The sequence below is a fragment of the Bradyrhizobium embrapense genome (assembly GCF_001189235.2).
GTDB lineage: Bacteria > Pseudomonadota > Alphaproteobacteria > Rhizobiales > Xanthobacteraceae > Bradyrhizobium > Bradyrhizobium embrapense.
Window position 1 is genome coordinate 471,014 of the sequence record NZ_LFIP02000002.1, and the last position, 20,645, is coordinate 491,658.

At 64.2% G+C, this 20,645-nt stretch carries 20 protein-coding genes; 14 read left to right on the forward strand and 6 right to left on the reverse strand.

The genetic code is table 11. From position 1 onward, the window contains the following. Window positions 1-48 precede the first annotated feature (48 nt). Window positions 49-678 (forward strand): NUDIX hydrolase, encoded by a 630-nt coding sequence (locus AKN83_RS09630; protein WP_050405555.1) that lies wholly within the window; start codon window positions 49-51, stop codon window positions 676-678. A 15-nt stretch (window positions 679-693) separates the two neighbouring features. Here AKN83_RS09630 and AKN83_RS09635 read toward each other — a convergent pair whose 3' ends face one another. After that, window positions 694-1,020 (reverse strand): hypothetical protein, encoded by a 327-nt coding sequence (locus AKN83_RS09635; RefSeq protein WP_244521943.1) that lies wholly within the window; start codon window positions 1,018-1,020, stop codon window positions 694-696. A gap of 41 nt (window positions 1,021-1,061) precedes the next feature. On the opposite strand from AKN83_RS09635, the gene AKN83_RS09640 reads away from it, so the two are divergent. After that, window positions 1,062-2,258, forward strand: coding sequence for a hypothetical protein (locus tag AKN83_RS09640; RefSeq protein ID WP_050405554.1), 1,197 nt, complete (start codon window positions 1,062-1,064; stop codon window positions 2,256-2,258). A gap of 15 nt (window positions 2,259-2,273) precedes the next feature. Here the strand turns inward: AKN83_RS09640 and AKN83_RS09645 are convergent, their stop codons facing one another. Further along, entirely contained in the window at window positions 2,274-2,573 is a 300-nt protein-coding gene (locus AKN83_RS09645) for a hypothetical protein (protein ID WP_050405553.1), read from the reverse strand. 209 nt (window positions 2,574-2,782) lie between these two features. Here AKN83_RS09645 and AKN83_RS09650 point away from each other — a divergent pair, with 209 nt between their 5' ends. Beyond that, window positions 2,783-3,262 carry a hypothetical protein gene (locus AKN83_RS09650; RefSeq protein ID WP_050405552.1) on the forward strand — a complete coding sequence of 160 codons (480 nt, stop codon included), beginning with the start codon at window positions 2,783-2,785 and terminating at the stop codon, window positions 3,260-3,262. A gap of 64 nt (window positions 3,263-3,326) precedes the next feature. Here AKN83_RS09650 and AKN83_RS09655 read toward each other — a convergent pair whose 3' ends face one another. After that, complete coding sequence (locus AKN83_RS09655; protein WP_050405551.1) at window positions 3,327-4,541, reverse strand: EAL domain-containing response regulator; 1,215 nt, start codon at window positions 4,539-4,541, stop codon at window positions 3,327-3,329. A 685-nt stretch (window positions 4,542-5,226) separates the two neighbouring features. Between AKN83_RS09655 and AKN83_RS09660 the strand changes: the two genes are divergently transcribed. The 4 genes from AKN83_RS09660 to AKN83_RS09675 all read left to right on the forward strand — a co-directional run bounded on the left by AKN83_RS09660 (window position 5,227) and on the right by AKN83_RS09675 (window position 9,736). Continuing rightward, complete coding sequence (locus AKN83_RS09660; RefSeq protein WP_050405572.1) at window positions 5,227-6,174, forward strand: TAXI family TRAP transporter solute-binding subunit; 948 nt, start codon at window positions 5,227-5,229, stop codon at window positions 6,172-6,174. Between the two features lie 177 nt (window positions 6,175-6,351). Continuing rightward, window positions 6,352-8,460 (forward strand): TRAP transporter permease, encoded by a 2,109-nt coding sequence (locus tag AKN83_RS09665; protein WP_050405550.1) that lies wholly within the window; start codon window positions 6,352-6,354, stop codon window positions 8,458-8,460. Beyond that, a complete protein-coding gene (locus tag AKN83_RS09670) occupies window positions 8,457-8,834 on the forward strand; it encodes a DUF1850 domain-containing protein (RefSeq protein ID WP_050405549.1) in 378 nt (125 codons plus the stop codon). The genes AKN83_RS09665 and AKN83_RS09670 overlap by 4 nt, the downstream gene beginning before the upstream one ends. Window positions 8,835-8,929: 95 nt before the next feature. Next, the gene (locus AKN83_RS09675) at window positions 8,930-9,736 is read left to right on the forward strand and encodes an SDR family NAD(P)-dependent oxidoreductase (protein WP_050405548.1); all 807 of its coding nucleotides are present in this window, start codon (window positions 8,930-8,932) and stop codon (window positions 9,734-9,736) included. A gap of 12 nt (window positions 9,737-9,748) precedes the next feature. On the opposite strand, the gene AKN83_RS09680 is transcribed toward AKN83_RS09675, so the two are convergent. Beyond that, the gene (locus AKN83_RS09680; RefSeq protein ID WP_050405547.1) at window positions 9,749-11,293 is read right to left on the reverse strand and encodes a cation:proton antiporter; all 1,545 of its coding nucleotides are present in this window, start codon (window positions 11,291-11,293) and stop codon (window positions 9,749-9,751) included. Window positions 11,294-11,454: 161 nt separating this feature from the next. Here AKN83_RS09680 and AKN83_RS09685 point away from each other — a divergent pair, with 161 nt between their 5' ends. The 4 genes from AKN83_RS09685 to AKN83_RS09700 all read left to right on the forward strand — a co-directional run bounded on the left by AKN83_RS09685 (window position 11,455) and on the right by AKN83_RS09700 (window position 16,067). After that, window positions 11,455-12,237 (forward strand): tetratricopeptide repeat protein, encoded by a 783-nt coding sequence (locus AKN83_RS09685; protein WP_083991998.1) that lies wholly within the window; start codon window positions 11,455-11,457, stop codon window positions 12,235-12,237. A gap of 120 nt (window positions 12,238-12,357) precedes the next feature. Then, the gene (locus AKN83_RS09690; protein WP_050405546.1) at window positions 12,358-14,268 is read left to right on the forward strand and encodes a propionyl-CoA synthetase; all 1,911 of its coding nucleotides are present in this window, start codon (window positions 12,358-12,360) and stop codon (window positions 14,266-14,268) included. Window positions 14,269-14,615: 347 nt separating this feature from the next. Beyond that, window positions 14,616-14,888 (forward strand): hypothetical protein, encoded by a 273-nt coding sequence (locus AKN83_RS09695; protein ID WP_063270690.1) that lies wholly within the window; start codon window positions 14,616-14,618, stop codon window positions 14,886-14,888. A 102-nt stretch (window positions 14,889-14,990) separates the two neighbouring features. Further along, complete coding sequence (locus tag AKN83_RS09700) at window positions 14,991-16,067, forward strand: acyltransferase family protein (protein WP_172803515.1); 1,077 nt, start codon at window positions 14,991-14,993, stop codon at window positions 16,065-16,067. 120 nt (window positions 16,068-16,187) lie between these two features. Here AKN83_RS09700 and AKN83_RS09705 read toward each other — a convergent pair whose 3' ends face one another. Beyond that, window positions 16,188-16,883 carry a DUF1013 domain-containing protein gene (locus AKN83_RS09705; protein ID WP_050405544.1) on the reverse strand — a complete coding sequence of 232 codons (696 nt, stop codon included), beginning with the start codon at window positions 16,881-16,883 and terminating at the stop codon, window positions 16,188-16,190. Between the two features lie 230 nt (window positions 16,884-17,113). On the opposite strand from AKN83_RS09705, the gene ispH reads away from it, so the two are divergent. From ispH to rnhA, 3 genes are read left to right on the forward strand one after another with little or no spacing between them, the layout of a single operon-like run. Further along, window positions 17,114-18,088 (forward strand): 4-hydroxy-3-methylbut-2-enyl diphosphate reductase, encoded by a 975-nt coding sequence (gene ispH, locus AKN83_RS09710; RefSeq protein WP_050405543.1) that lies wholly within the window; start codon window positions 17,114-17,116, stop codon window positions 18,086-18,088. A gap of 5 nt (window positions 18,089-18,093) precedes the next feature. Then, complete coding sequence (locus AKN83_RS09715; protein ID WP_050405542.1) at window positions 18,094-19,074, forward strand: homoserine kinase; 981 nt, start codon at window positions 18,094-18,096, stop codon at window positions 19,072-19,074. Beyond that, entirely contained in the window at window positions 19,062-19,523 is a 462-nt protein-coding gene (gene rnhA / locus AKN83_RS09720) for a ribonuclease HI (protein ID WP_171947839.1), read from the forward strand. Before AKN83_RS09715 ends, rnhA begins: the two co-directional genes overlap by 13 nt. Window positions 19,524-19,966: 443 nt before the next feature. Here rnhA and AKN83_RS09725 read toward each other — a convergent pair whose 3' ends face one another. Continuing rightward, window positions 19,967-20,452, reverse strand: coding sequence for a peroxiredoxin (locus AKN83_RS09725; RefSeq protein ID WP_050405541.1), 486 nt, complete (start codon window positions 20,450-20,452; stop codon window positions 19,967-19,969). Window positions 20,453-20,645 lie beyond the last annotated feature (193 nt).

Below are 20,645 nucleotides of genomic sequence, written 5' to 3' on the forward strand. Positions count from 1 at the left end.
GTCGTCGCGCTCATTTCATCAAACGCTGTTGTGTTGTAGTCAAGCTCAATGGCCCGCACATTTGACGATGCCACCCGGCGGAATATCGCAGAGCTCTGCTCAGCATTCGCGCGCCTGGCGCCGGCAGACGCGGCGCCGACGCTGAAGCGCGCGGCAGTCGCGATCGCGCTGACCGAAGGCGATGACGACAGCAGCACCGCCTTCCTGCTGACCCGCCGTAGCGCGCGCCTGCGCGCCCACAGCGCGCAATGGGCGCTGCCGGGCGGGCGCTGCGATGCCGGCGAGACGCAGCCCCAGGCCGCGCTGCGCGAACTGCACGAGGAGCTTGGGCTCGCGCTGTCCGAGCGCGACGTGCTCGGCATGCTCGATGACTATCCGACGCGGTCCGGCTATCTGATCACGCCGGTCGTGGTCTGGGCCGGTGCGGATGTGGCGATCATTCCGAACCCGGACGAGGTCGCCTCCGTCCATCGCATCGGCCTCGATGCGATCGAGCTCGACGATGCTTTCACCTTCGTCACGATCCCGGAGAGCGCGCGGCGCGTGATCCGCTTCCGGCTCGGCGGCCAGCAGATTCATGCGCCGACCGCCGCGCTGATCTATCAGTTCCGCGAGGTGCTCGCCGGCCGCAACACCCGCGTCGCCGATCTGGAGCAGCCGGTGTTCGCGTGGAAGTAGGCTTTAGCGATGCGGCTATTTGTGATGGCGCTTGCGGGCGTTCATCTTCATTGCCTCGCCTTGCGCAGCAGGCGGAGGCGTCGGGGTCGCGGGTTCCGGCGGCGCACGCGACACATTCTCGTAACAAGAGAGCCGTGAACGCGTATCCGGAAACGACCCGCAATCCGGACGCTCGGCGCGTAAAGGTGCGGCAAGCGTCAACGCGCCGGCGGCGGCGAGCCAGAGTGCCATCCTCATCGCAATCTCCAAGGCATTGCTGAGAAGCGACTTCTTCGGAGAACACCGCATTGTGGCGAAATTTCTGGACATGATCGCGGCATCCGGCCGCTTGCGATCGGACATTTCCGGGCTGACTTCGCAGCCGTGCTTGCTACAACGAGGCCATGCGCCCGCAATTGATTCGCTTCGTTCCTGGATTTGTCGTGCTCGCGCTTGCCGCCAGCGCGCCGTCCGTATCGGCCGGCGAGGCCGATGCGCTGCCGCCGGCGGTTGCCAATGCGATGGCGCAGGCCTCGCCGCAGGCAATCATGGAGTATCGCCGCAAGCTGCAGGAATACGAGGAGGCGCGCGCCGCCTTCGAGCAGGATGCCGGCGCCTATTGGAGCGCGATCGCCGACAAGCGGCGCGGCCGCAACGCCAAGCGCCGCGACCGCGTGCAGATCACGCTGGATGATTACGTGCTGCAGCAGCCGCCGGTCTACGAGGGCCCGAAGCGGCCGGTCAATCCGGCGCTGGAAGAAGAGGGCGGCAAGCCGCCACGTCCGCCCAAGACAATTCCAGTGGTGTCGGATCTGATCCGGGCGGCGGCCGAACAATTCCAGTTCACGCCGCAGCGGCCGACGAGCGAAGTCGAGTTCAAGCGCGCTTATGCCCGCTACGCGCGCGCCGCGGGGCTGACCCCGGAGCAAGCGGTGCGGGTCTATTCGTTCGAAACCGGCGGCACCGGCAATTACGACGTGCAGGCCGGCATCGAGCATGGCGGCAAGCGCGCCATCTCCACCGCGATGGGCTACAACCAGTTGCTCACCACCAACACCGTCGAACTGCTCGCCGAACAGGGCCATGAATTCGTGCGGGACCTGACGGCGCGGGTTGCGGCGACGCAGGGGCCGGCGCGCAAGGCCATGGAGCACAAGCTCGCGGTGCTGAAGAAGATGGTCGCATTCACGCGGACCGTGCCCGACGACTGGTCGGCGCATCAGCGCCTCGCCGACACGCCGCAGGGCTGGGCCTGTCACGCCATGGTGCTCGATATCGATATCGGGCCGATGCTGCAGACCCACAAGCTGCTGACCTCGGTGATCTTCGCGCGCAACAAGGGCTACACACGGCCGCTGACCGCGGCCGAGCTCGAGATGATGAACCTGACCGGCGACGGCACCGGGCTCGACATGGTGACCATGCCGCAGGCGATGCGCGAGCAGGTACCGACCACGAATTTCTTCCAGCGCTCGGGCTATGAGCGCAACCCAGTCGCGATCCGTCACAACACCGTGGCAAAGCTTCTCGCCATCACCAACGAGCGGATGGATTTCAACAGCAACAAGCCCGGCGCGAGGGAATTGGCCGCGGCGTTCTGAGGTTTGCCAAAGCGGTTAGTTCGAGCCGAACATGAACTTGCCGTCGCCCTCGAGATAGGGCCCGGAGCGCATGTAGAGCTGGCCGTTGTGGCCGATGAAGAACAGCGTCCCCTTCGGCACCTTCTTGGCGCCCTTCAACAACGTGTTGGCATTGCTGGTCCCCATCTTGTAGGCCCAGGTCTTGCCGTCCTTGTCGTAGGCGTAGCCCATGTCGGTCTTCAGCTCCCAGGGCGCAGCCTCCTGCGCGAATGCGCACGTCGTCAGAGCGGCAAACGCCGCAGTCGCAATAAAGGTCTTGGTCAAGAAATGCGTCATGATCCACCTCCGGCCGAGAAAAAGAAAACGGCGTGTCCCCACGCTTTTGAACAAATCACGAACAGCAATCGCGCGTCAATACGACAATCGGCGCGACCGCTCACACACGCCAGCGACTTTGTGATTTCCCGCATCAAGCTTGGCGACTATTTTCGCGTTACCGTTTACAAACGCTTCGATTGGCGGAAACACTACCTGGGGGGATCGCGATGAACCACGTCATGAAGATCGGTATCGGTGTCGCTCTGTCGTTCATCGCGCTGGCGTCAGTCGCGCAGGCGGACGAGTTCAAGCTTTCCAACAACCAGCGGATCTCCTGCAGCCGCGGCCTGTCGGCCGGCAAGCTCAATACCTCGACCTGCAAGTCCTACGCCTATCTGTTCAACGCCAAGACCTCCGAATACTTCCGCTGCCAGGTCTCGCTGGCGCTGACGCGGGACAACAAGGAGGTCATCAACGTGCAGGCCGACGGCGGCTGCACCAAGAAGCCGCGCATCTTCGAGACCGACGGCAATTACACGTTCGACGCCACCGAGACCGAGCCGCCGAACACCAATTCGTTCTTCGGAACGGGCGGCTATGCGATCTGGGCCAGCGATGCCAACACCCAGAAGATCCGCGGCTGCATCACCATCTCGTCCGGTCTCGGCTCCGACATCTCGAAATGCCTCGACATGACGTTTCAGTGACGGCGGTGCGTCCCGCGTGATGTGCAGCGCTCCCGATGTCGTAGTGTCGCCGAGGCCGCATGCCTCAGGGGGCCGGCGCTTTCTCGGAGAAGTGCATGCGCGAGCGGGCGAACTTCTTGACGCCCATCGGCTTGCCGAACAAGTAGCCCTGGACCTGATCGAAATCCATCTCGTGCGCGGCGAGAAAGTCGGCGCGCGTCTCGACACCCTGCGCAATAACCTGCGCGCCGGCGTCGTGGGCGAGCTCGACGATACGCCGGCACACCGTCTGCTTTAGGCGCTGATCCGCACAACCGGTGACGTATTGATGGTCAACCTTGAGCTGGACGAACGGAAAGTTCGGCAATCCCAGCAGCGATGGCCAGTTCGCGCCGACATTGTCGATCGAGATGCCGATATTGTGTAGGCGAACGCGCCGGGCGACATCGATCGCCAAATCGAGATTGTCGATCACCTCGGCGCTGTCGATCTCGATCAAGAGGCCGGCGAATGCGGCATGATCCGGAATCCGGTAGCAAAGCTCGCGCACCGCAGCATCGTCGGCGAGAAACGAGATCGGCAGGTTGATCGAGAGATCGACCGGCCCGATCTGTTCGAGGAGAGAGCGCCAGTCCTCGATCGCGCGCTCGATCACGAACTCGGACAGCGCATGAAAATGCGGGTCGCTTTCGTCGGGGATGAAATAGGCCGGCGGTACGACGCCCCATGCGGGATGGCGCATCCGGATCAGCGCCTCGGCGCCGCTCGGAACCAATGTCCGGAGATGAATCTTCTGCTGATACCAGAGCTCGAGCCAGCCGGCCTTCAGCGCTTCGGGCACGTCCACTGCCGGGCTCGGTGCGGGCTCGAGCGGCATCAGTGACGCAAGACTGTCACGAAGGGTTCCGGCGCTGAACGGGGTGGAGAGGGCCGGCAGCATGGCGATGCCGTACTCATCGCCGATCTGCCGGACCGCCTTGACGATGATCGAGTCCGGCTGGCCGATGACGAGGACCTTGCCGCCGTAGTCCTTTCTCACCAAAGTCTCGAGAATTTTACTGACTTCGATGCCGTCCACGGACACGCCGAGCACCAGAAGATCGGGCCGTTCCGCGTCCAGCACGGCGTCGAGTTCCAGAGCCTGGCCGCATTCACTGGTGATGAAGCCGAGGTCGTCCAGTGCCTCGGCGAGGAAGGTCCGAAGGTGTTTTTTGCTGTCCGCAATGCATGCGCGCGGGGTCAGCTTGCGATGTCCGAACCAGCCGGCTCGTGTCTGTGTGATGTGGCCGATGTGATTCATGCCCCGCCTTGTCCGTAATTACCCCGGCTCGACTCGTACATCCTTGAGCCGCGGCAATCATGGAAATTTCTGGTTCATACATTGATTGGCTCGCTAACCTTAAAGGATTCAATTCGAATCAAATGATGCCGTAATCGCAGCGTTTCGCCGCCGCTTCTCGTGCAACAAATGCGTCATCTGACGTTCATGAGCGTGATCGCGCGCGACTTTGCACGCGGCAGAAGCGCAGCGCGCGATGTGTCATCGAGAGACGACGTTAATAACTGTGTTGTCGCGTGGATGCCGGCGTGAAGTTGCACCATTGTCGGACATCGGATCGCGTCGCGCGAGCGCTGTGTCGAGTCGTTGGTGGCGAATCGCGGGTCATCGGTTCTGTGATGCCAATGAAGTTGTGTGTGACGTCAACGATGCCGCGTCGCATCTCCGGCATCAACGCGCAGCAGCCGATCGCTCGACCCCAGCGGTGCTGCCGCGCAGTTGCATCGACACCGGTCAGGATGGGTCACCCCGGCGATCGCCGGTGCGAACACAGAACCGGCGGCGCCTGCCCGCATGAGCAGAGTTTCCCGCGCAGGTAAGGTGATGCTGCCATCAGGGATTTCGACCGCGCATGCGTCATTTGGATGGGTTGACCCGACGGGGGTGTCCGGCCAATTTCCGGCCGGCTTAGGGGAGAATAATGCTCATGAATTCAAGATTGATGGCTGCCGCGATCGTGGCCGCCGGTGTTTTGTCTGCGCCTGTCGCACAGGCCCAGCAGTTCATTAACGTGCTCACCGGCGGCACCTCGGGCGTCTACTATCCGCTCGGCGTCGCGATCGGGAAGATCTACGGCGACAAGATCCCTGACGTGAAGACCCAGGTGCAGGCGACCAAGGCCTCGGTGGAGAACCTGGTGCTGCTGCAGCAGGGCCGAGGCGAGATCGCCTTCACGCTCGGCGATTCGCTGAAGGCGGCCTGGGAAGGCGACGCCGAAGCCGGCTTCAAGAACAAGCTCGACAAGCTGCGCACCATCGGCGCGATCTATCCGAACTACATCCAGATCGTCGCCACCGCCGAAAGCGGCATCAGGACGCTCGCCGACCTCAAGGGCAAAAGCCTGTCGGTCGGTGCGCCGAAGTCCGGCACCGAGCTCAACTCGCGCGCGATCCTCGCGGCCGCCGGCATGAGCTACAAGGATCTCGGCAAGGTCGAGTATCTGCCATTCGCCGAATCGGTCGACCTGATGAAGAACCGCCAGCTCGCCGCCACGCTGCAGTCCGCCGGCCTCGGCGTCGCCTCGCTGAAGGACCTCTCGACCTCCAGCGAGATCACCGTGGTGGCCGTGCCGAAGGAGACCATCGACAAGATCGGCCCTCCCTTCGTCTCCGTGATCATCCCGGCCAACACCTATACCGGCCAGGACAAGGACGTGCCGACCGCGGCGGTCGTGAACTATCTCGTCACCTCGAGTGCGGTGTCGGACGACCTCGCCTATCAGATGACCAAGCTGGTCTACGAATCGCTGCCGGAACTCGCCAATGCCCACGCCGCGGGCAAGGAGATCAAGCTCGAGGCCGCCGCGACCGGCAGCCCGGTGCCGCTGCATCCCGGCGCGATCCGCTACTACAAGGAAAAGGGCCTGATCAAGTAGGACTGAACTAACCACCGTCATTGCGAGGAGCGAAGCGACGAAGCAATCCATCTCTCAGTAAGCTGTGAGATGGATTGCTTCGCTTCGCTCGCAATGACGGCGGCACGGCTTTTTCCCGGTTTCGGGACAGAAGCCGGGTGGCTATAAGCGTCGCGGGCACGGCGGGGGACTTATTCAATGCAGCAGCAGGTTGCGGGCGAGCAGCCCATCAAGGTTGAATTCGACAATTTCGAGCATGGCTTTCCGGAGGGCTTCGGCCCGGGCGCCTGGGGGCATCTGGCCTATGCCATCGGTCTCGCCTTCGCGGTATTCCAGCTCTATGTCGCGGCTTTCAATTATTTGCCGAGCCAGGTGGTGCGCGGCGTCCATGTCGGCTTCCTGATCCTCTTGACCTTCGGCCTGATCGGCAACTTCACCGCCAAGACCGATTTCGGCCGCGCGGTGAGCTGGATCGTCGGCGCGGCCGGTTTCCTCTGCGGGCTTTATCAGTGGATCTTCTATGCCGATTTGATCGCCCGCGACGGCGATCCGACCCACATGGACCTTGCGGTCGGCACGCTGCTCGCGATCCTGATTTTCGAGGGCACGCGGCGGCTGATGGGGGCGGCGCTGCCGCTGATGTGCGGCGCCTGTCTGCTCTACTGGTTCTTCGGACAATATCTGCCGTCGCCGTTCAACCATCGCGGCTATGATTTCGACCAGATCGTCACCCATCTCTCGTTCGGCACCGAAGGCTTCTACGGCGTGCCGATCTATGTGTCTGCGACCTACATCTTCCTGTTCATCCTGTTCGGCTCGTTCCTAGAGCGCGCGGGGATGATCCAGCTGTTCACCGACGTCTCACTCGGCCTGTTCGGCCGCACCCGCGGCGGCCCGGCCAAGGTCGCCGTGTTTGCCTCCGGCATGATGGGCACGATCTCGGGTTCCGGCGTCGCCAACGTCGTCACCGTCGGCCAGTTCACGATTCCCTTGATGATCAAGTTCGGCTATCGCCGCGCGTTCGCCGCCGGCGTCGAGGCCACCGCCTCGATGGGCGGCCAGATCATGCCGCCGGTGATGGGTGCGGTCGCCTTCATCATGGCCGAGACGCTTGGCGTTCCCTATTCGGAGATCGTCAAGGCCGCCGTGATTCCGGCGATCCTGTATTTCGCCTCGGCGTTCTGGATGGTGCATCTGGAAGCCGGCAAGCATGGCCTCGTCGGCATGAAGCGTTCGGAGATCCCGAGCGCCTGGAAGGCGCTGGTCGCCCGCTGGTACCTGGTGTTGCCGCTCGCGGCGCTGGTCTACATGCTGTTCGAAGGCTTCACGCCGCTCTATGCCGGCAGCATGGGGCTCGCGCTGACCGCTGCGCTGATCCTCGGCGCCAGCATCACGCTCGGCTTCTCCAACACCGTCGTGCGCACCATCTTCTGGATCGGGCTCGCGCTGGTGGTTGCCGCGGTGTCGCGCCATGGGCTGGAGATCGTGCCGGTGGCCAGCGTCGTCGGCGGTCTGATGGTCATCGCTGCGATCACACGCGGTGGCCGCGCCACGCTCCGCGCCTGCCGCGACTCGCTCGCCGACAGCGCCAAGTCGGCCCTGACCGTCGGCATGGCCTGTGCCATCGTTGGCACCATCATCGGCATGATGACGCAGACCGGCGTCGGCACCATCTTCGGCAGCTGGATTATCGGGCTCGGCGCCAAGAGCCTGTTCCTGGCGCTGATCATGACCATGCTGCTGTCGATCCTGCTCGGCACCGGCATCCCGACGATCCCGACCTACATTATCACCGCGGCGCTTGCCGCGCCTGCGCTGGCCAAGCTCGGCGTGCCGCTGATCGCAAGCCACATGTTCGCGTTCTACTACGGCATCATGGCCGACCTCTCGCCGCCGGTGGCGCTCGCGGCATTGGCGGCGGCGCCGATCGCCAAGGAGAATCCGGACAAGATCGGCTGGGAGGCGATGCGGATCGCGCTCGCCGGCTACGTCATTCCCTTCATCTTCGTCTATTCGCCGGCGTTGATGCTGCAAGGCAATGATCCGATGACCGCCCAGCTCGGCTTCTACGGCGCGGTGGCGCTGGCGACCTTCAAGGCGCTGGTGGCGATCGCCCTGTTCGGCATCGTCGCGATCGGCTTCCTGTTCACGCGGCTGACGTTGATCGAGATCGTGATCGCGTTCGGCGCCGCGCTCTGCCTGCTCGGGGACTTCCAGTTCTCGGATACGGCCGGCTTCACGCTCGCCGCCGCGGTCGTGCTGTGGCAATGGCGGCAGCGTCCGCGTAGCGCGGTGGCGGCGACTTGAGCCTCTGTCTCGCGTCCGCCGGTGTCGTGAAGGCGCTGTCGATTGCGGCCTTTACGCTCAGCTGGACGCATTCGATCGAGAAGACCGCCTGGCAGGAAGACTGGCAGGTCACGCCGGCCGGACTCACGCTGCAAGAGGCGCGCATCAAGGGCACCGGCGCTGGCATGGAGCCGCCGCCGGAGGCGCGCCTCTCGGGCGGCTGGTTTCAATGGTCGCCGCCGCCGTTGCCCAGGTCCGAGGTCGTGCTCGGCAATTCCGGCGCCGCCGGCGAATGGCACCTGTGCCATGCGCGACGCTGCCAGACGCTATCGGAGATTTTCGGGCATCCGATCGGTGCTAATGTCACGACGATGAGTGTGTGTCGCGATCCGTAGCCTGGATGGAGCGAAGCGTAATCCGGGGCCGTGTTCCCGGATTTTGCTTCGCTCCATCCGGGCTACAATGACAACAACAAACGGGAGAACAGGCGATGGATCGGCTCAAGGGCAAGGTTGCGATGGTGGTCGGGGCGGGCTCGATCGGGCCCGGCTGGGGCAATGGCAAGGCGACCGCCGTCACCTTTGCGCGCGAGGGCGCCAGCGTGTTCTGCGTCGATCGCAACGGCGCCGCGGCCGAGGAGACGGTCAAGATCATCACCGGCGAGGGCGGCAAGGCGGCCGCATTCACCGCCGACGTCTCGCGCGCCGACGAGGTCGAGGCGATGGTCGCCGCCTGCCTCAAGACCTATGGCCGCATCGACGTGCTCGACAACAATGTCGGCATCGCCGAGGTCGGCAGCGTGGTGGACGTTGCGGAAGCCGAGTGGGATCGGGTCTTCGCGGTCAACCTCAAGAGCGCCTATCTGTCGATGAAGCACGTCATTCCGGTCATGATCAAGCAGGGCGGCGGCTCGATCATCAACATCTCCTCGATCGCCTCGATCCGCCATGTCGGCATTTCCTATGTCAGCTACAATGCGAGCAAGGCGGCGATGAACCAAATGACGCGCTCGACCGCGGTCGAGTTCGCCTCCAAGCACGTGCGCGTCAACGCGATCCTGCCGGGATTGATGAAGACGCCGATGGTCGAACATTCGGCAGGCCTCGCGCAGAGCTACGCCAAGGGCGATGTCGAGGCGATGTGGCGCGCGCGCGACGCGCAGGTGCCGATGGGGCACATGGGCGACGCCTGGGACGTCGCCAACGCCGCACTGTTCCTGGCGTCGGACGAATCGAAATACGTCACCGGCATCGAACTCGTGGTCGATGGCGGCATCACCTCGAAGTCGGGCGCGTGATTGCAGGAGGAACTACGCTTCCACGCTGAGCTCGGCGCGGTCGAGCTCTTCTTCGACCAGATGGAATGCGTCGTCGCCGATCGTCTCGGTACGGCGCAAATCGAGCAGCGCCTGACGGGCGGCGGCGATGGCGCGGCGGCGCAGCGGATCCGATGGCAGCTCGCGCGAGGTCAGGCCGCCGTCGGGGTCGTTATCCGCGCGCATGAGCGCGGCGCGGTATTCCAGCCGGAGGATCTCGGCCTCTTCCGAAGGGTCGGCATCGATCTCTTCCAGCGCGGCGCGAAACACCACGCCGCGGGCACGGGCCGCCTCGCGGCCGACCGGATCGTCGTCATCGAATTGCAATGCCAGGATCAGCGGCCGCAATGTCAGGCCCTGGAGCACGAGCGTGCCGAACACCACGGCAAACGCCGTCAACAGGATCAGGTCGCGATACGGAAACCATTCGGGCAGCGCAAACGCAGCCGCCAATGTGACGATGCCGCGCATGCCGCACCAGGATACGATAAAGCCGCGTTTCAAGGTCGGCACCGCATCCACCACATGGGCAGGCAGGAGGTTGCGTTGCTTCAGCAGGCGCAGCAACGCGCCGTATGGCATCACCCAGAGGATGCGCGCGAGGATCACCACGGCGAGGATCGCGGCGGCAAAGCTGCAATATTTCCAGCGCACCTCGGCGTCGAGCTCGGACCAGATCGGGCGCAGTTGCAGGCCGATCAGCATGAAAGCGAGCACGTTGAGCACCAGCACGACGGTCTCCCACACCGCGTAGGATGACACGCGCAGCCGTGCGGAGGTGCGCGCCGGCGCGGTGCGGGCGATGGTGATCGCATAGGCGATGATGGTCAGGATGCCGGACAGGCCGAGATGCTCGGCGACGATCCAGACCATGAAGGTGCCGCAGAATTGCGTGATGATCGCGCTCGGCGCCTCGGTGATGCGGCGGGTGATCATCATCCAGACCTGCGCGAACAGATAGCCGGCGGCAAGGCTGCCGACCAGCGCAACCGCGATCGACGGCACGAATTCGCGGATCTTCATGTGCTCGGCGGCGACGAGGCCAACCGCGACGCGATAGATCAACAGCGACGTGGCATCGTTGAGCAGGCTCTCGCCTTCGAGGATCTTCTGGATCCGGTAGGGCAGACTGACCTGGCGCAAGATCGCGGTGGCCGCGGCCGCGTCGGGCGGCGCCACGATGGCGCCGAGCGCGATCGCGACCGCCCAGGGCATATCCGGGCGCAGCCAACGTGCGACCACGGCGACCGCCATTGTCGTGACGCCGACCGCGACCACCACCAGTGTCGAGACCGGCAGCCAGTTGTTGCGGAGGTCGCGCAGCGAGGTGTCGAAGGCGGCATCGAGCAGCACCGGGGCCACGAACAGGGCCAGCGCCAGTTTCGGTTCCAGCGTCCAGGTCGGGGCCCATGGCAGCAGGGTCAGCAGCACGCCGCCGAGCGCAAGAAAGGTCGGGTAGGGCACCTTGATCCGCCGCGCCAGCGCCGACAGCGCCACCGCCGCGAGCAACAAGCCGATGATCCATTCGAATGTCAGCAACGCGAACCCCCAAAGTGCGACCCGACGTGCGGCTCAAAGTGCAGCCGATCGTCGCAATTGACGTATAATCCAGCGTGTGGTTTTGCGGCAAATGGCGCGCTGCCGGGCATCAGAGGCCGGTGGTTCGGGTGCGGGAGAGGAATGTCTTGTCGGCAATCGGAATGCGACGCAACTCTGTGAATCTCGCCTTCAATCTGACTCTGGCGCTGCTGTGCGTTTGCCTGTCGGGAGCGCTGACATCAGGCGTTGCGCGCGCTGCCGGCAGCGAGCCCGGCAAGGACATACAGGCCGATGCCGGTCCCTGCATCGCAGCCGCCGCCGCGGCGGATGACGACAAGACCATCGAGGCCTGCAGCGCGCTGATTGACAACGAGAAGGCGGTCAGGCCAGATCGCGTCAAGGCCCTGCTGGCGCGGGCGAGCGCCTATGACCGCAAGCAGTTGATTGACCGCGCGATCGCAGATTACGACACCGTGCTCCGGCTCGATCCATCGCTTGCCGACGCCCACAATGCACGCGGCGAGCTGTGGCGCCGCAAGGGGGACCGGCCGAAGGCGATCATGGATTTCGGCGCCGCCGTCAAGCTCAACCCCGATCATACCGCCGCCAAGGCCAACTACAAATCGCTGTCGCTCGAGCTGGAGCGGATCGGCGCCATGATGGCGGTCGCCGGCAAGCCGAGCTTCGACTGCCGCAAGGCGCGCCGGCCGGTGGAGAAGGCGATCTGCGCCAATGCCGCGCTGGCCGATCTCGATCGCGAGATCGTCGCATCGACGTTCCGCACGATGCGCGAGGCGCAGGACCCGCGCCAGGCGCGCGAGTTGCAGCGTGCGCAGGACCAGTTCATCGCGCGCCGCAACGCGGAATTCGGCAAGCCTGGCTATGACCTGCAAAAGGCGATGCGCGAGCGGTTGCGGCAGATCAACGGTGCCGACGGCTCCTAGTGTTAACGTCGGTGAGTTTTACGGCTTGAATTATCGGCCGCGCCCATGACAATGACCGCCAAAGAGAGCCAACATGTCCGTCATGTTTGACCACGACGATGGAGGCGAGGGAGAAGCGCAATGAACGTCCAGCAGCAGAGCCGGTATCATGAGGTGTATGCCCGCTCGCTTCGAGACCCCGAGGGCTTTTGGGCGGAAGCGGCGCGCGAGATCGACTGGATCGAGCCGGCGAAGAAAATCTTCGACCCGTCGATCGGCGCGTACGGACGCTGGTTCGCCGGGGCCGTGGTCAACACCTGCTACAACGCGCTGGATCGCCATGTCGCCGGCGGCCGCGCCGACCAGGTCGCGCTGATCCACGATTCCCCGCTCACCAATTCGATCACGAGGTTCACCTATTCCGAGCTCCTGAAGGAAGTGCAGGCGCTCGCCGCGGTGATGCAGGATTTCGGCGTGGCCAAGGGCGACCGCGTCATCCTCTATATGCCGATGGTGCCGGAGGCCGTCGTTGCGATGCTGGCCTGCGCGCGGATTGGTGCTGTGCACAGCGTGGTGTTCGGCGGCTTTGCGGCGAAAGAGCTCGCGACCCGCATCGACGACGCCAAGCCGAAGCTGATCTTCTCGGCGAGCTGCGGCATCGAGCCCGGCCGCATCGTGCAATACAAGCCGCTGCTCGACGAGGCGATCCGCCTCGCCGGCACCAAGCCCGGCACCTGCATCATCCTGCAGCGGCCGCAGCAGGCGTGCGAACTCACCGCGGGCCGCGACCACGACTGGGCGACGCTGCGCAGCGCCGCGTTCGACGCCGGCAAGGCCGCGCCCTGTGTGCCGGTCAGCGCGACCGATCCGCTCTACATCCTCTACACTTCGGGTACGACCGGAATCCCGAAGGGCGTGGTGCGCGACAATGGCGGGCATCTCGTCGCGCTGAAATGGTCGATGGAGAATCTCTACGGTGTGAAGCCCGGTGAGATCTGGTGGTGCGGCTCCGACATCGGCTGGGTGGTCGGCCACTCCTACATCGTGTATGGCCCGCTGATCCACGGCGCGACCACGATCATGTATGAAGGCAAGCCGGTCGGCACGCCGGACGCCGGCGCCTTCTGGCGCGTGATCTCGGAACACAAGGCGGTCGCCTTCTTCACCGCGCCGACAGCGTTTCGCGCGATCAAGAAGGAAGATCCCGAAGGCAAGCTGCTCAGGAGCTACGATCTCTCGCGCTTCCGCACGCTGTTCCTCGCCGGCGAGCGCGCCGATCCACCGACGGTGGAGTGGGCCGAGCAGCAGCTCAAGGTGCCGGTCATCGATCACTGGTGGCAGACCGAGACCGGCTGGTGCATCGCCGGCAATCCGGTTGGGCTCGGCATGTTGCCGGTCAAGCACGGTTCGCCGACCGTGCCGATGCCGGGCTATCAGGTCGACATCGTCGACGAGGCGGCGAAGCCGGTCGCCGCGGGCACCATGGGCTCGATCGTGATCAAGCTGCCGATGCCACCGGCGTGCCTGCCGACGCTGTGGCAGCAGGACAATCGCTTCAGAGAGGCCTATCTCTCGGAATTCCCCGGCTACTACAAGACCTCGGATGCCGGCTACAAGGACGAGGACGGCTATGTCTGGGTGATGGGCCGCACCGACGACATCATCAATGTCGCCGGCCACCGGCTCTCCACCGGCGGCATGGAGGAGATCCTCGCCTCGCATCCCGACGTCGCCGAATGTGCCGTGCTCGGCGTCAAGGATGCGATCAAGGGCGAGGTGCCTTGCGGCTTCCTGGTGCTGAAGGCCGGCGTCACCAAGGCGCCGGATCAGGTCGAGAAGGAAGTCGTGGCACTGGTGCGCGACAAGCTCGGCCCGGTCGCAGCGTTCAAGCTTGCGATCACGGTCGGGCGGCTGCCGAAGACGCGCTCCGGCAAGATCCTGCGCGGCACCATCAAGAAGATCGCCGACGGTGAGTCCTGGACCATGCCGGCAACCATCGAGGATCCGAAGGTGCTCGACGAAATCGGCGATGCGTTGAAGGGCAAGGCGTAGCGTCGTCGTTGGACGCTTTGCGCGCTTCCGGATAAACCGCCCGTGTGGCCACCCCTCTCCCTGACCCTCGCCCCACAAGGGGGGAGGGAACCCTTCCGCCGTTGGCCGCCTTACGTAGGCGAAGTTCAGGGCGTGCAGTTGGCGCTGCATCACGTGAGGTGAGCACGCGGGTCAGGCTCCCTCCCCCCTTGTGGGAGAGGGTTGGCCCCGGGGCGATATCAATCAATGGACAAGCGCCATTGCTCGCCCGCAAAACCCATCGGAAGCAAAATGGCCTTGATTTTGATGGATTGCCGGGTCATCCCGGCGTCTCCAACACCAATGTCCCACAAGATACGGACCACCGGATGCGATCCATTTCCGCACGCGCGCCTCTCGCATTGCTGCTCGCACTGCCGCTGCTGGCAGGCTGCCTCGAGCGCGGCCGATCGCCGATCGCGGAGAGTATGGGGGACGACGATCAATACTGCCAGGCCGGCGGCAAGGTCGCGGTCGGCTCGCCCGACTACGTCGCCTGCCGCAAGGATCGCGACGTCCAGCGCCAGAACGCCGAAGCCCGCACCGATCGGCGGCAGCGCGATCTTGGCGAATACATGATGAACAATCCGGACCGCCATTAGGCGCCGGGCCGAATTCCCTTAAGCTATCGGCGCGCCGCATGCGATGATGCGCGGCCCTTTTGGATGAGACCGGGTCCTGTGCTTGTGGAAGGCGAGCTCGCGTTGCAACGTGACAGGATCGAGGAGCTCGACGGGCTGCGCGCGATCGCGCTGCTGATCGTCGTCATCTGGCACTATTTCGGCGCGCCGGACGGGCCGGAAAATTGGCCGTGGAAGCTGCTGCATGTCGGCCGGTTCGGCGTCGACCTGTTCTTCATTCTGTCCGGCTATCTCATCACGGATATTCTGCTGCGCCACCGCGCGGCCGAACGATATTACTCGGCCTTCTATGGCAGGCGCGCGTTTCGCATCTGGCCGCTCTACTACCTGATGTGCGCTTGCGCCCTGATCGGCTGGTATTTTTCGTTAAGCCCTGATCTGTTCGACACCAGGGGTGTGCCCGGCTGGCTGTATCTGTTCGGCTTGCAGAATTTCGGCATGGCCAGGGCCCAGACCGACGGCGCCTACTTTCTGGCCGTGACCTGGTCGCTCGCGATAGAGGAGCAGTTCTATCTGCTGTTTCCGTTGCTGGTCCGGAACATCCCGTCCGAGCGGCTGTTCGCGATCCTGCTCGTGCCGATCCTGATCTGCCCGATCGGGCGCCTGATCGATAGCGCGCTGCCGGACGCCTATGGCTGGTACGTACTGCCGCAATTCAGGATCGATTCGCTTGCAGTCGGCGCGCTGATCGCCTGGTGGCGCCTCTATCGCAAGCCGGATGCCGAGGTCTCCAGACGCGTCGCCGCCATCCTCAAATGGTCGTGCATGTCGCTCCCGCTGTTGTGGCTGTTCGGATGGAAGCGCTGGTCGGTGGCGTTCTCGCACACCCAGGTCGAGATCTTCTTCGGTTCTCTGCTGTTCGTCGTACTCGAAAATCGCGGCTCGCCAAAACTCGCACTGCTGCGCGGTTCGGTCGCGAACTTCTTCGCCAGGACGTCCTACGCGGCGTATCTCACCCACCACGTCATCGTGTACCTGCTGTTCGCCGTGCTGCATCAACCGAGGACGGTCGAGAGCCTCGCCGGCATCTCGCTGACCTTCGCCGCACTCGCGCTGACGTTCGCCCTGTGTGCGCTGAGCTATCGATATTTCGAACGCCCGCTGCTCGACTTCGCCCACCGGCGATTCTCGTTCGGGTGAGCGAAACCCGTTATCGGCGCGCCGCTCGTGCCATCACGGTCACGCGCGGTCAGAACAAAAAACGCGGCGGGTTGCCCTGCCGCGTTTCGTATTCCGGTCTTCGCGAAAACCAGCCGGCGCTTATTCTTCGTCGTCGGCCTTCTTGCCGCCGATCGTCTTCAGCTTGGCGAACACGGCATCGACATTGAGATCGTCGTGCCGCTCGATCGGCTGATCGTCGAGCTCGTCCTTGCGCGTGGTCTCGGAGGCCGGCAGCAGCGTGGCGCCGCCATAGACGGTCGTGGTCGGCTTCTCCTTGGCGGCGCGCTGCACCTCGAAATCGAGCTCGATCTGCGAGCACAGGCCGAGCGTCACCGGGTCCATCGGGGTCAGGGTCGAGGCATTCCAGTGAGTGCGGTCGCGCACGCTGGCGATCGTGGTCTTGGTGGTACCGACCAGACGCATGATCTGGGCGTCCTTCAGCTCGGGGTGGTTGCGCACCAGCCAGAGGATCGCGCTCGGCCGCTCATGGCGGCGCGACACCGGGGTGTAGCGGGGGCCCTTCTTCTTGGCGGCGGTCGGCAGCACCACCTTGCTCTCCTGGAGCCTGAGGCGGTAGTTCTGGTCCCGCTCGCCGCGCTCGATCTCCTCGCGGGTCAGCTGGCCGTTGGAAATCGGGTCCATGCCCTTGATGCCCTGGGCGGCGTCGCCGTCGGCGATGGCGCGCACCTCCAGGGGGTGCATTTTTGTGAAATCGGCCACCTGATCGAACGTCAGGGCGGTATTGTCGACCAACCACACGGCAGTCGCCTTCGGCATCAGCGGTGCGTTGCTCATGGCAAATCTCCTTTGTGCTTCGCCCACCTCTGTCGAGGCGAAGCTGGTAGTCATCGGCGATGACGGGAATTATAGGGCCTATATAAGCCCTCCGGGGGGAATGGCGCAATGGGCCAGCAAAATCGCCTTGACAGCGCCCGAAAGCAGTCCCAAGTCCTTATCCTAACTGGCCGTTCCCCGCCCGCCCGGCGAGGGGTGATTCGGTCCCGAAATTGCCCCGAGACAGCCTGATGTCAGCGAAAAAACCCGATCTTAGAATCGTGCTTTGTTCCCCCCGCGGCTTTTGCGCCGGGGTGGTCCGTGCCATCGATACGGTCGAGCGCGCGCTCACCATTTATGGTGCACCGGTCTATGTCCGGCACGAAATCGTCCATAACAAGTATGTGGTCGACAGCCTGAAGACCAAAGGCGCCATTTTCGTCGAGGAATTGGCCGAAATCCCCGACGATACCAACGCGCCGGTGGTATTTTCGGCCCATGGCGTTCCCAAGTCGGTTCCGGCCGAGGCCAAATCCCGCAATTTCTTCTCGCTGGACGCGACCTGCCCGCTGGTGACCAAGGTCCATCGCGAGGCGGCGATCCATTTCAAGCGCGGCCGCGAGATCCTTTTGATCGGGCACTCCCATCACCCCGAGGTGGTCGGCACTCTGGGCCAGCTGCCAGAGGGCGCCGTGACCCTGATCGAGACCGCGGAGGATGCCAAAACCTTCGTGCCGAAGGACCCCGACAACCTCGCCTTCGTGACTCAGACCACGCTGTCGATCGACGACACCGCGGAGATCGTGGCGCTGCTCAAGGAGCGCTTCCCGAACGTCAACGGTCCGCACAAGGAAGACATCTGCTACGCCACCACCAATCGCCAGCTCGCGGTGAAGAAGGTGGCACCGGTGGTCGATGCCCTGATCGTGGTCGGCGCGCCGAACTCGTCGAACTCGCAACGCCTGCGCGAGGTCGCCGAGCGCGAAGGCTGCCCCATTGCGATTCTTGCGCAGCGGGCCAGCGACATCGACTGGGCGCGCTTCGAAGGCATCAAGAGCCTCGGCATCACCGCGGGCGCCTCGGCGCCGGAAGTGATCGTCGAGGAGATCATGGGCGCCTTCGCCGAGCGCTTCGAGCTTCACGTGGAGACGGTCTCGGCCGCGGAAGAGAACGAGTTCTTCCCGCTGCCGCGTTCGCTGCGGCCCGACGCTGCCGCCGCGGAATAGACCATATGGCGGTTTACACCGACGTTGCCGCCGAAGACCTCGCGGAATTCCTCAAGAGCTACGACATCGGCGAATTGCTCTCCTACAAGGGCATCGCCGAGGGCGTCGAGAATTCGAACTTCCTGCTGCACACCAGCCAGGGCGCCTACATCCTCACGCTCTATGAAAAGCGCGTGGCAGAGGACGACCTGCCGTATTTCCTGTCTCTGATGGCGCATCTCGCCGAGCGCGGGGTGTCGTGCCCGCAGCCGGCGCGCAACCGCAAGGGCGAGGTCACCAGCCGGCTCGCCGGCCGGCCGGCGGCGATCATCAACTTCCTCGAAGGCATGTGGCCGCGGCGGCCGAACGTCGCGCATTGCTCAGGCGTCGGCGAGGCGTTGGCGAAAATGCATCTGGCCGGCCGCGACTTTCCGCTGGTCCGCAAGAACCCGCTGTCGGTTTCCGGCTGGCGGCCGCTGTTCGATCTCGCCGCCGCGCGGGCCGACAGCGTGCAGCCGGGCCTGCACGACTTCATCGCGCGCGAGCTCGACCATCTCGAAGCTTTGTGGCCGGCAGACCTGCCGGTCGGCGTGATCCATGCCGACCTGTTTCCCGACAACGTCTTCTTCCTCGGCGACAAGGTCTCGGGCCTGATCGACTTTCCGTTCGCCTGCAACGACATCCTGGCCTACGACGTCGCGATCTGCCTCAACGCCTGGTGCTTCGAGCCGGATCATTCCTTCAACGTCACCAAGGCGCGCGCGCTGCTCAATGCCTATGGCCGCGAGCGGCAATTGTCGGCGGCGGAACAGGCCGCGCTGCCGCTGCTCGCGCGCGGCGCAGCGCTGCGTTTCCTGCTGACGCGGCTGGTCGACTTCCTCAACGTGCCGGAAGGTGCGCTGGTGCAGCCGAAGGATCCGCTGGAATACGTCCGCAAGCTGCGCTTCCACCAGAACGTCGCTGGTCTCAACGACTACGGCATCACGCCGGCAGGATGCGCGGCGTGAGCGACAAGCCGCATGTGATCGTCTTCACCGATGGTGCCTGCTCCGGAAACCCCGGACCGGGCGGCTGGGGCGCGATCCTCAGATTCGGCGACGTCGAGAAGGAATTGAAGGGCGGCGAGGCGCACACCACCAACAACCGCATGGAGCTGATGGCGGCGATCTCGGCGCTGGAGGCCCTGAAGAAGCCCTGCGTGGTCGACCTCACCACCGACAGCCAATACGTCCGCCAAGGCATCACCGGCTGGATCCATGGCTGGAAGCGCAACGGCTGGCGCACGGCCGACAAGAAGCCGGTCAAGAATGTCGAGCTGTGGCAACGCCTCGACGCCGCGCTGAAGCCGCACGAGGTGCGCTGGCACTGGATCAAGGGCCATGCCGGCCACGCCGAGAACGAACGCGCTGACGAGCTGGCGCGCGAAGGCGTGGCGATGGCGAGATTGAAGGGGTAGGACGCCGGCGGCATCGGCGATCCCGGCTATCGCCATACCCAAAACTGTCATCGCCCGCGAAGGCGGGCGATCCAGTGTTCCAGAGACGTTGGTGATTGAAACGAGAGGCCGCGGCGTACCGGTTGCCCGGCCAAGCCGGGCAACGACGGCTCAGTTTGCGGTGAAAACTCAGCCCTGCTGCGTAGGATGGGTAGAGCGAAGCGAAACGAAACCCATCATCTCAAGGCACGGCACGAAGTCGATGGGTTTCGCTGCGCTCTACCCATCCTACGAGTCCCGAAATTTCGGCGAGTTTCCCTCTCCCCTTGTGGGAGAGGGTGGACGCGATGCGTAGCATCGCGGACGGCTGAGGGGTCTGTCTCCGCGGATAGAGACCCCTCATCCGGCGCGGATTGCATCCGCGCCACCTTCTCCCACAAGGGGAGAAGGGAAGAAGCGTCAGCTTACAGCTGCCCGAGCAGCGTGTCGCCGCCGGAGACCTCGACCTTGCCCGGAGCCGGCTCCTTGTTGAGCTTCTTCACCACGCCGTCCTCGACCAGCATCGAGTAGCGATGGGAGCGGATGCCGAGGCCGTTGCCGGAGGCGTCGAGCTCCATGCCGATCGCCTTGGTGAAGTCGGCATTGCCGTCGGCCAGGAAAACGGCTTCGTCGCGCTGGTCGGTGTCGCGCTTCCAGGCGTTCATCACGAAGGCGTCGTTGACCGAGACGATCGCGATGGTGTCGACGCCCTTGTTCTTCAAGGCATAGGCGTTGAGGAAGATGCTCGGCAGATGCATCTTGTGGCAGGTGCCGGTGTAGGCGCCGGGCACCGCGAACAGGGCGACCTTCTTGCCCTTGAAAATGTCTTCGGTGGTTTTGACCTGCGGACCCTCGGCGGTCATCACGCGAAACTTGGTTTCCGGCAGCTTGTCGCCAACATTGATGGTCATCGTCGTTCTCCCTCGGTGAAGCGGAATTGTCTTAAACCCGGCTACGGCACGGCACAATACGGGCTCGCCGAAGAACGGCAATGGCTGAGACTAAAGCGTTTTCGAGGTACCGGTTCGCGTGAAGAAAACGCGTCAAAACAACAATCTGGAGCCCCCGTTCCGATGCAATCGGAACGGAAAAGGCTCCAGTCAC

What these genes read in the sequence shown, in the direction of transcription:
- AKN83_RS09630 (WP_050405555.1), top strand. Translation starts at nt 49, where the DNA reads ATGGCCCGCACATTTGACGATGCCACCCGGCGGAATATCGCAGAGCTC.
- AKN83_RS09635 (WP_244521943.1), bottom strand. Translation starts at nt 1,020, where the DNA reads ATGTCCGATCGCAAGCGGCCGGATGCCGCGATCATGTCCAGAAATTTC.
- AKN83_RS09640 (WP_050405554.1), top strand. Translation starts at nt 1,062, where the DNA reads ATGCGCCCGCAATTGATTCGCTTCGTTCCTGGATTTGTCGTGCTCGCG.
- AKN83_RS09645 (WP_050405553.1), bottom strand. Translation starts at nt 2,573, where the DNA reads ATGACGCATTTCTTGACCAAGACCTTTATTGCGACTGCGGCGTTTGCC.
- AKN83_RS09650 (WP_050405552.1), top strand. Translation starts at nt 2,783, where the DNA reads ATGAACCACGTCATGAAGATCGGTATCGGTGTCGCTCTGTCGTTCATC.
- AKN83_RS09655 (WP_050405551.1), bottom strand. Translation starts at nt 4,541, where the DNA reads ATGAATCACATCGGCCACATCACACAGACACGAGCCGGCTGGTTCGGA.
- AKN83_RS09660 (WP_050405572.1), top strand. Translation starts at nt 5,227, where the DNA reads ATGAATTCAAGATTGATGGCTGCCGCGATCGTGGCCGCCGGTGTTTTG.
- AKN83_RS09665 (WP_050405550.1), top strand. Translation starts at nt 6,352, where the DNA reads ATGCAGCAGCAGGTTGCGGGCGAGCAGCCCATCAAGGTTGAATTCGAC.
- AKN83_RS09675 (WP_050405548.1), top strand. Translation starts at nt 8,930, where the DNA reads ATGGATCGGCTCAAGGGCAAGGTTGCGATGGTGGTCGGGGCGGGCTCG.
- AKN83_RS09685 (WP_083991998.1), top strand. Translation starts at nt 11,455, where the DNA reads ATGCGACGCAACTCTGTGAATCTCGCCTTCAATCTGACTCTGGCGCTG.
- AKN83_RS09690 (WP_050405546.1), top strand. Translation starts at nt 12,358, where the DNA reads ATGAACGTCCAGCAGCAGAGCCGGTATCATGAGGTGTATGCCCGCTCG.
- AKN83_RS09695 (WP_063270690.1), top strand. Translation starts at nt 14,616, where the DNA reads ATGCGATCCATTTCCGCACGCGCGCCTCTCGCATTGCTGCTCGCACTG.
- AKN83_RS09705 (WP_050405544.1), bottom strand. Translation starts at nt 16,883, where the DNA reads ATGAGCAACGCACCGCTGATGCCGAAGGCGACTGCCGTGTGGTTGGTC.
- ispH (WP_050405543.1), top strand. Translation starts at nt 17,114, where the DNA reads ATGTCAGCGAAAAAACCCGATCTTAGAATCGTGCTTTGTTCCCCCCGC.
- AKN83_RS09715 (WP_050405542.1), top strand. Translation starts at nt 18,094, where the DNA reads ATGGCGGTTTACACCGACGTTGCCGCCGAAGACCTCGCGGAATTCCTC.
- rnhA (WP_171947839.1), top strand. Translation starts at nt 19,062, where the DNA reads ATGCGCGGCGTGAGCGACAAGCCGCATGTGATCGTCTTCACCGATGGT.
- AKN83_RS09725 (WP_050405541.1), bottom strand. Translation starts at nt 20,452, where the DNA reads ATGACCATCAATGTTGGCGACAAGCTGCCGGAAACCAAGTTTCGCGTG.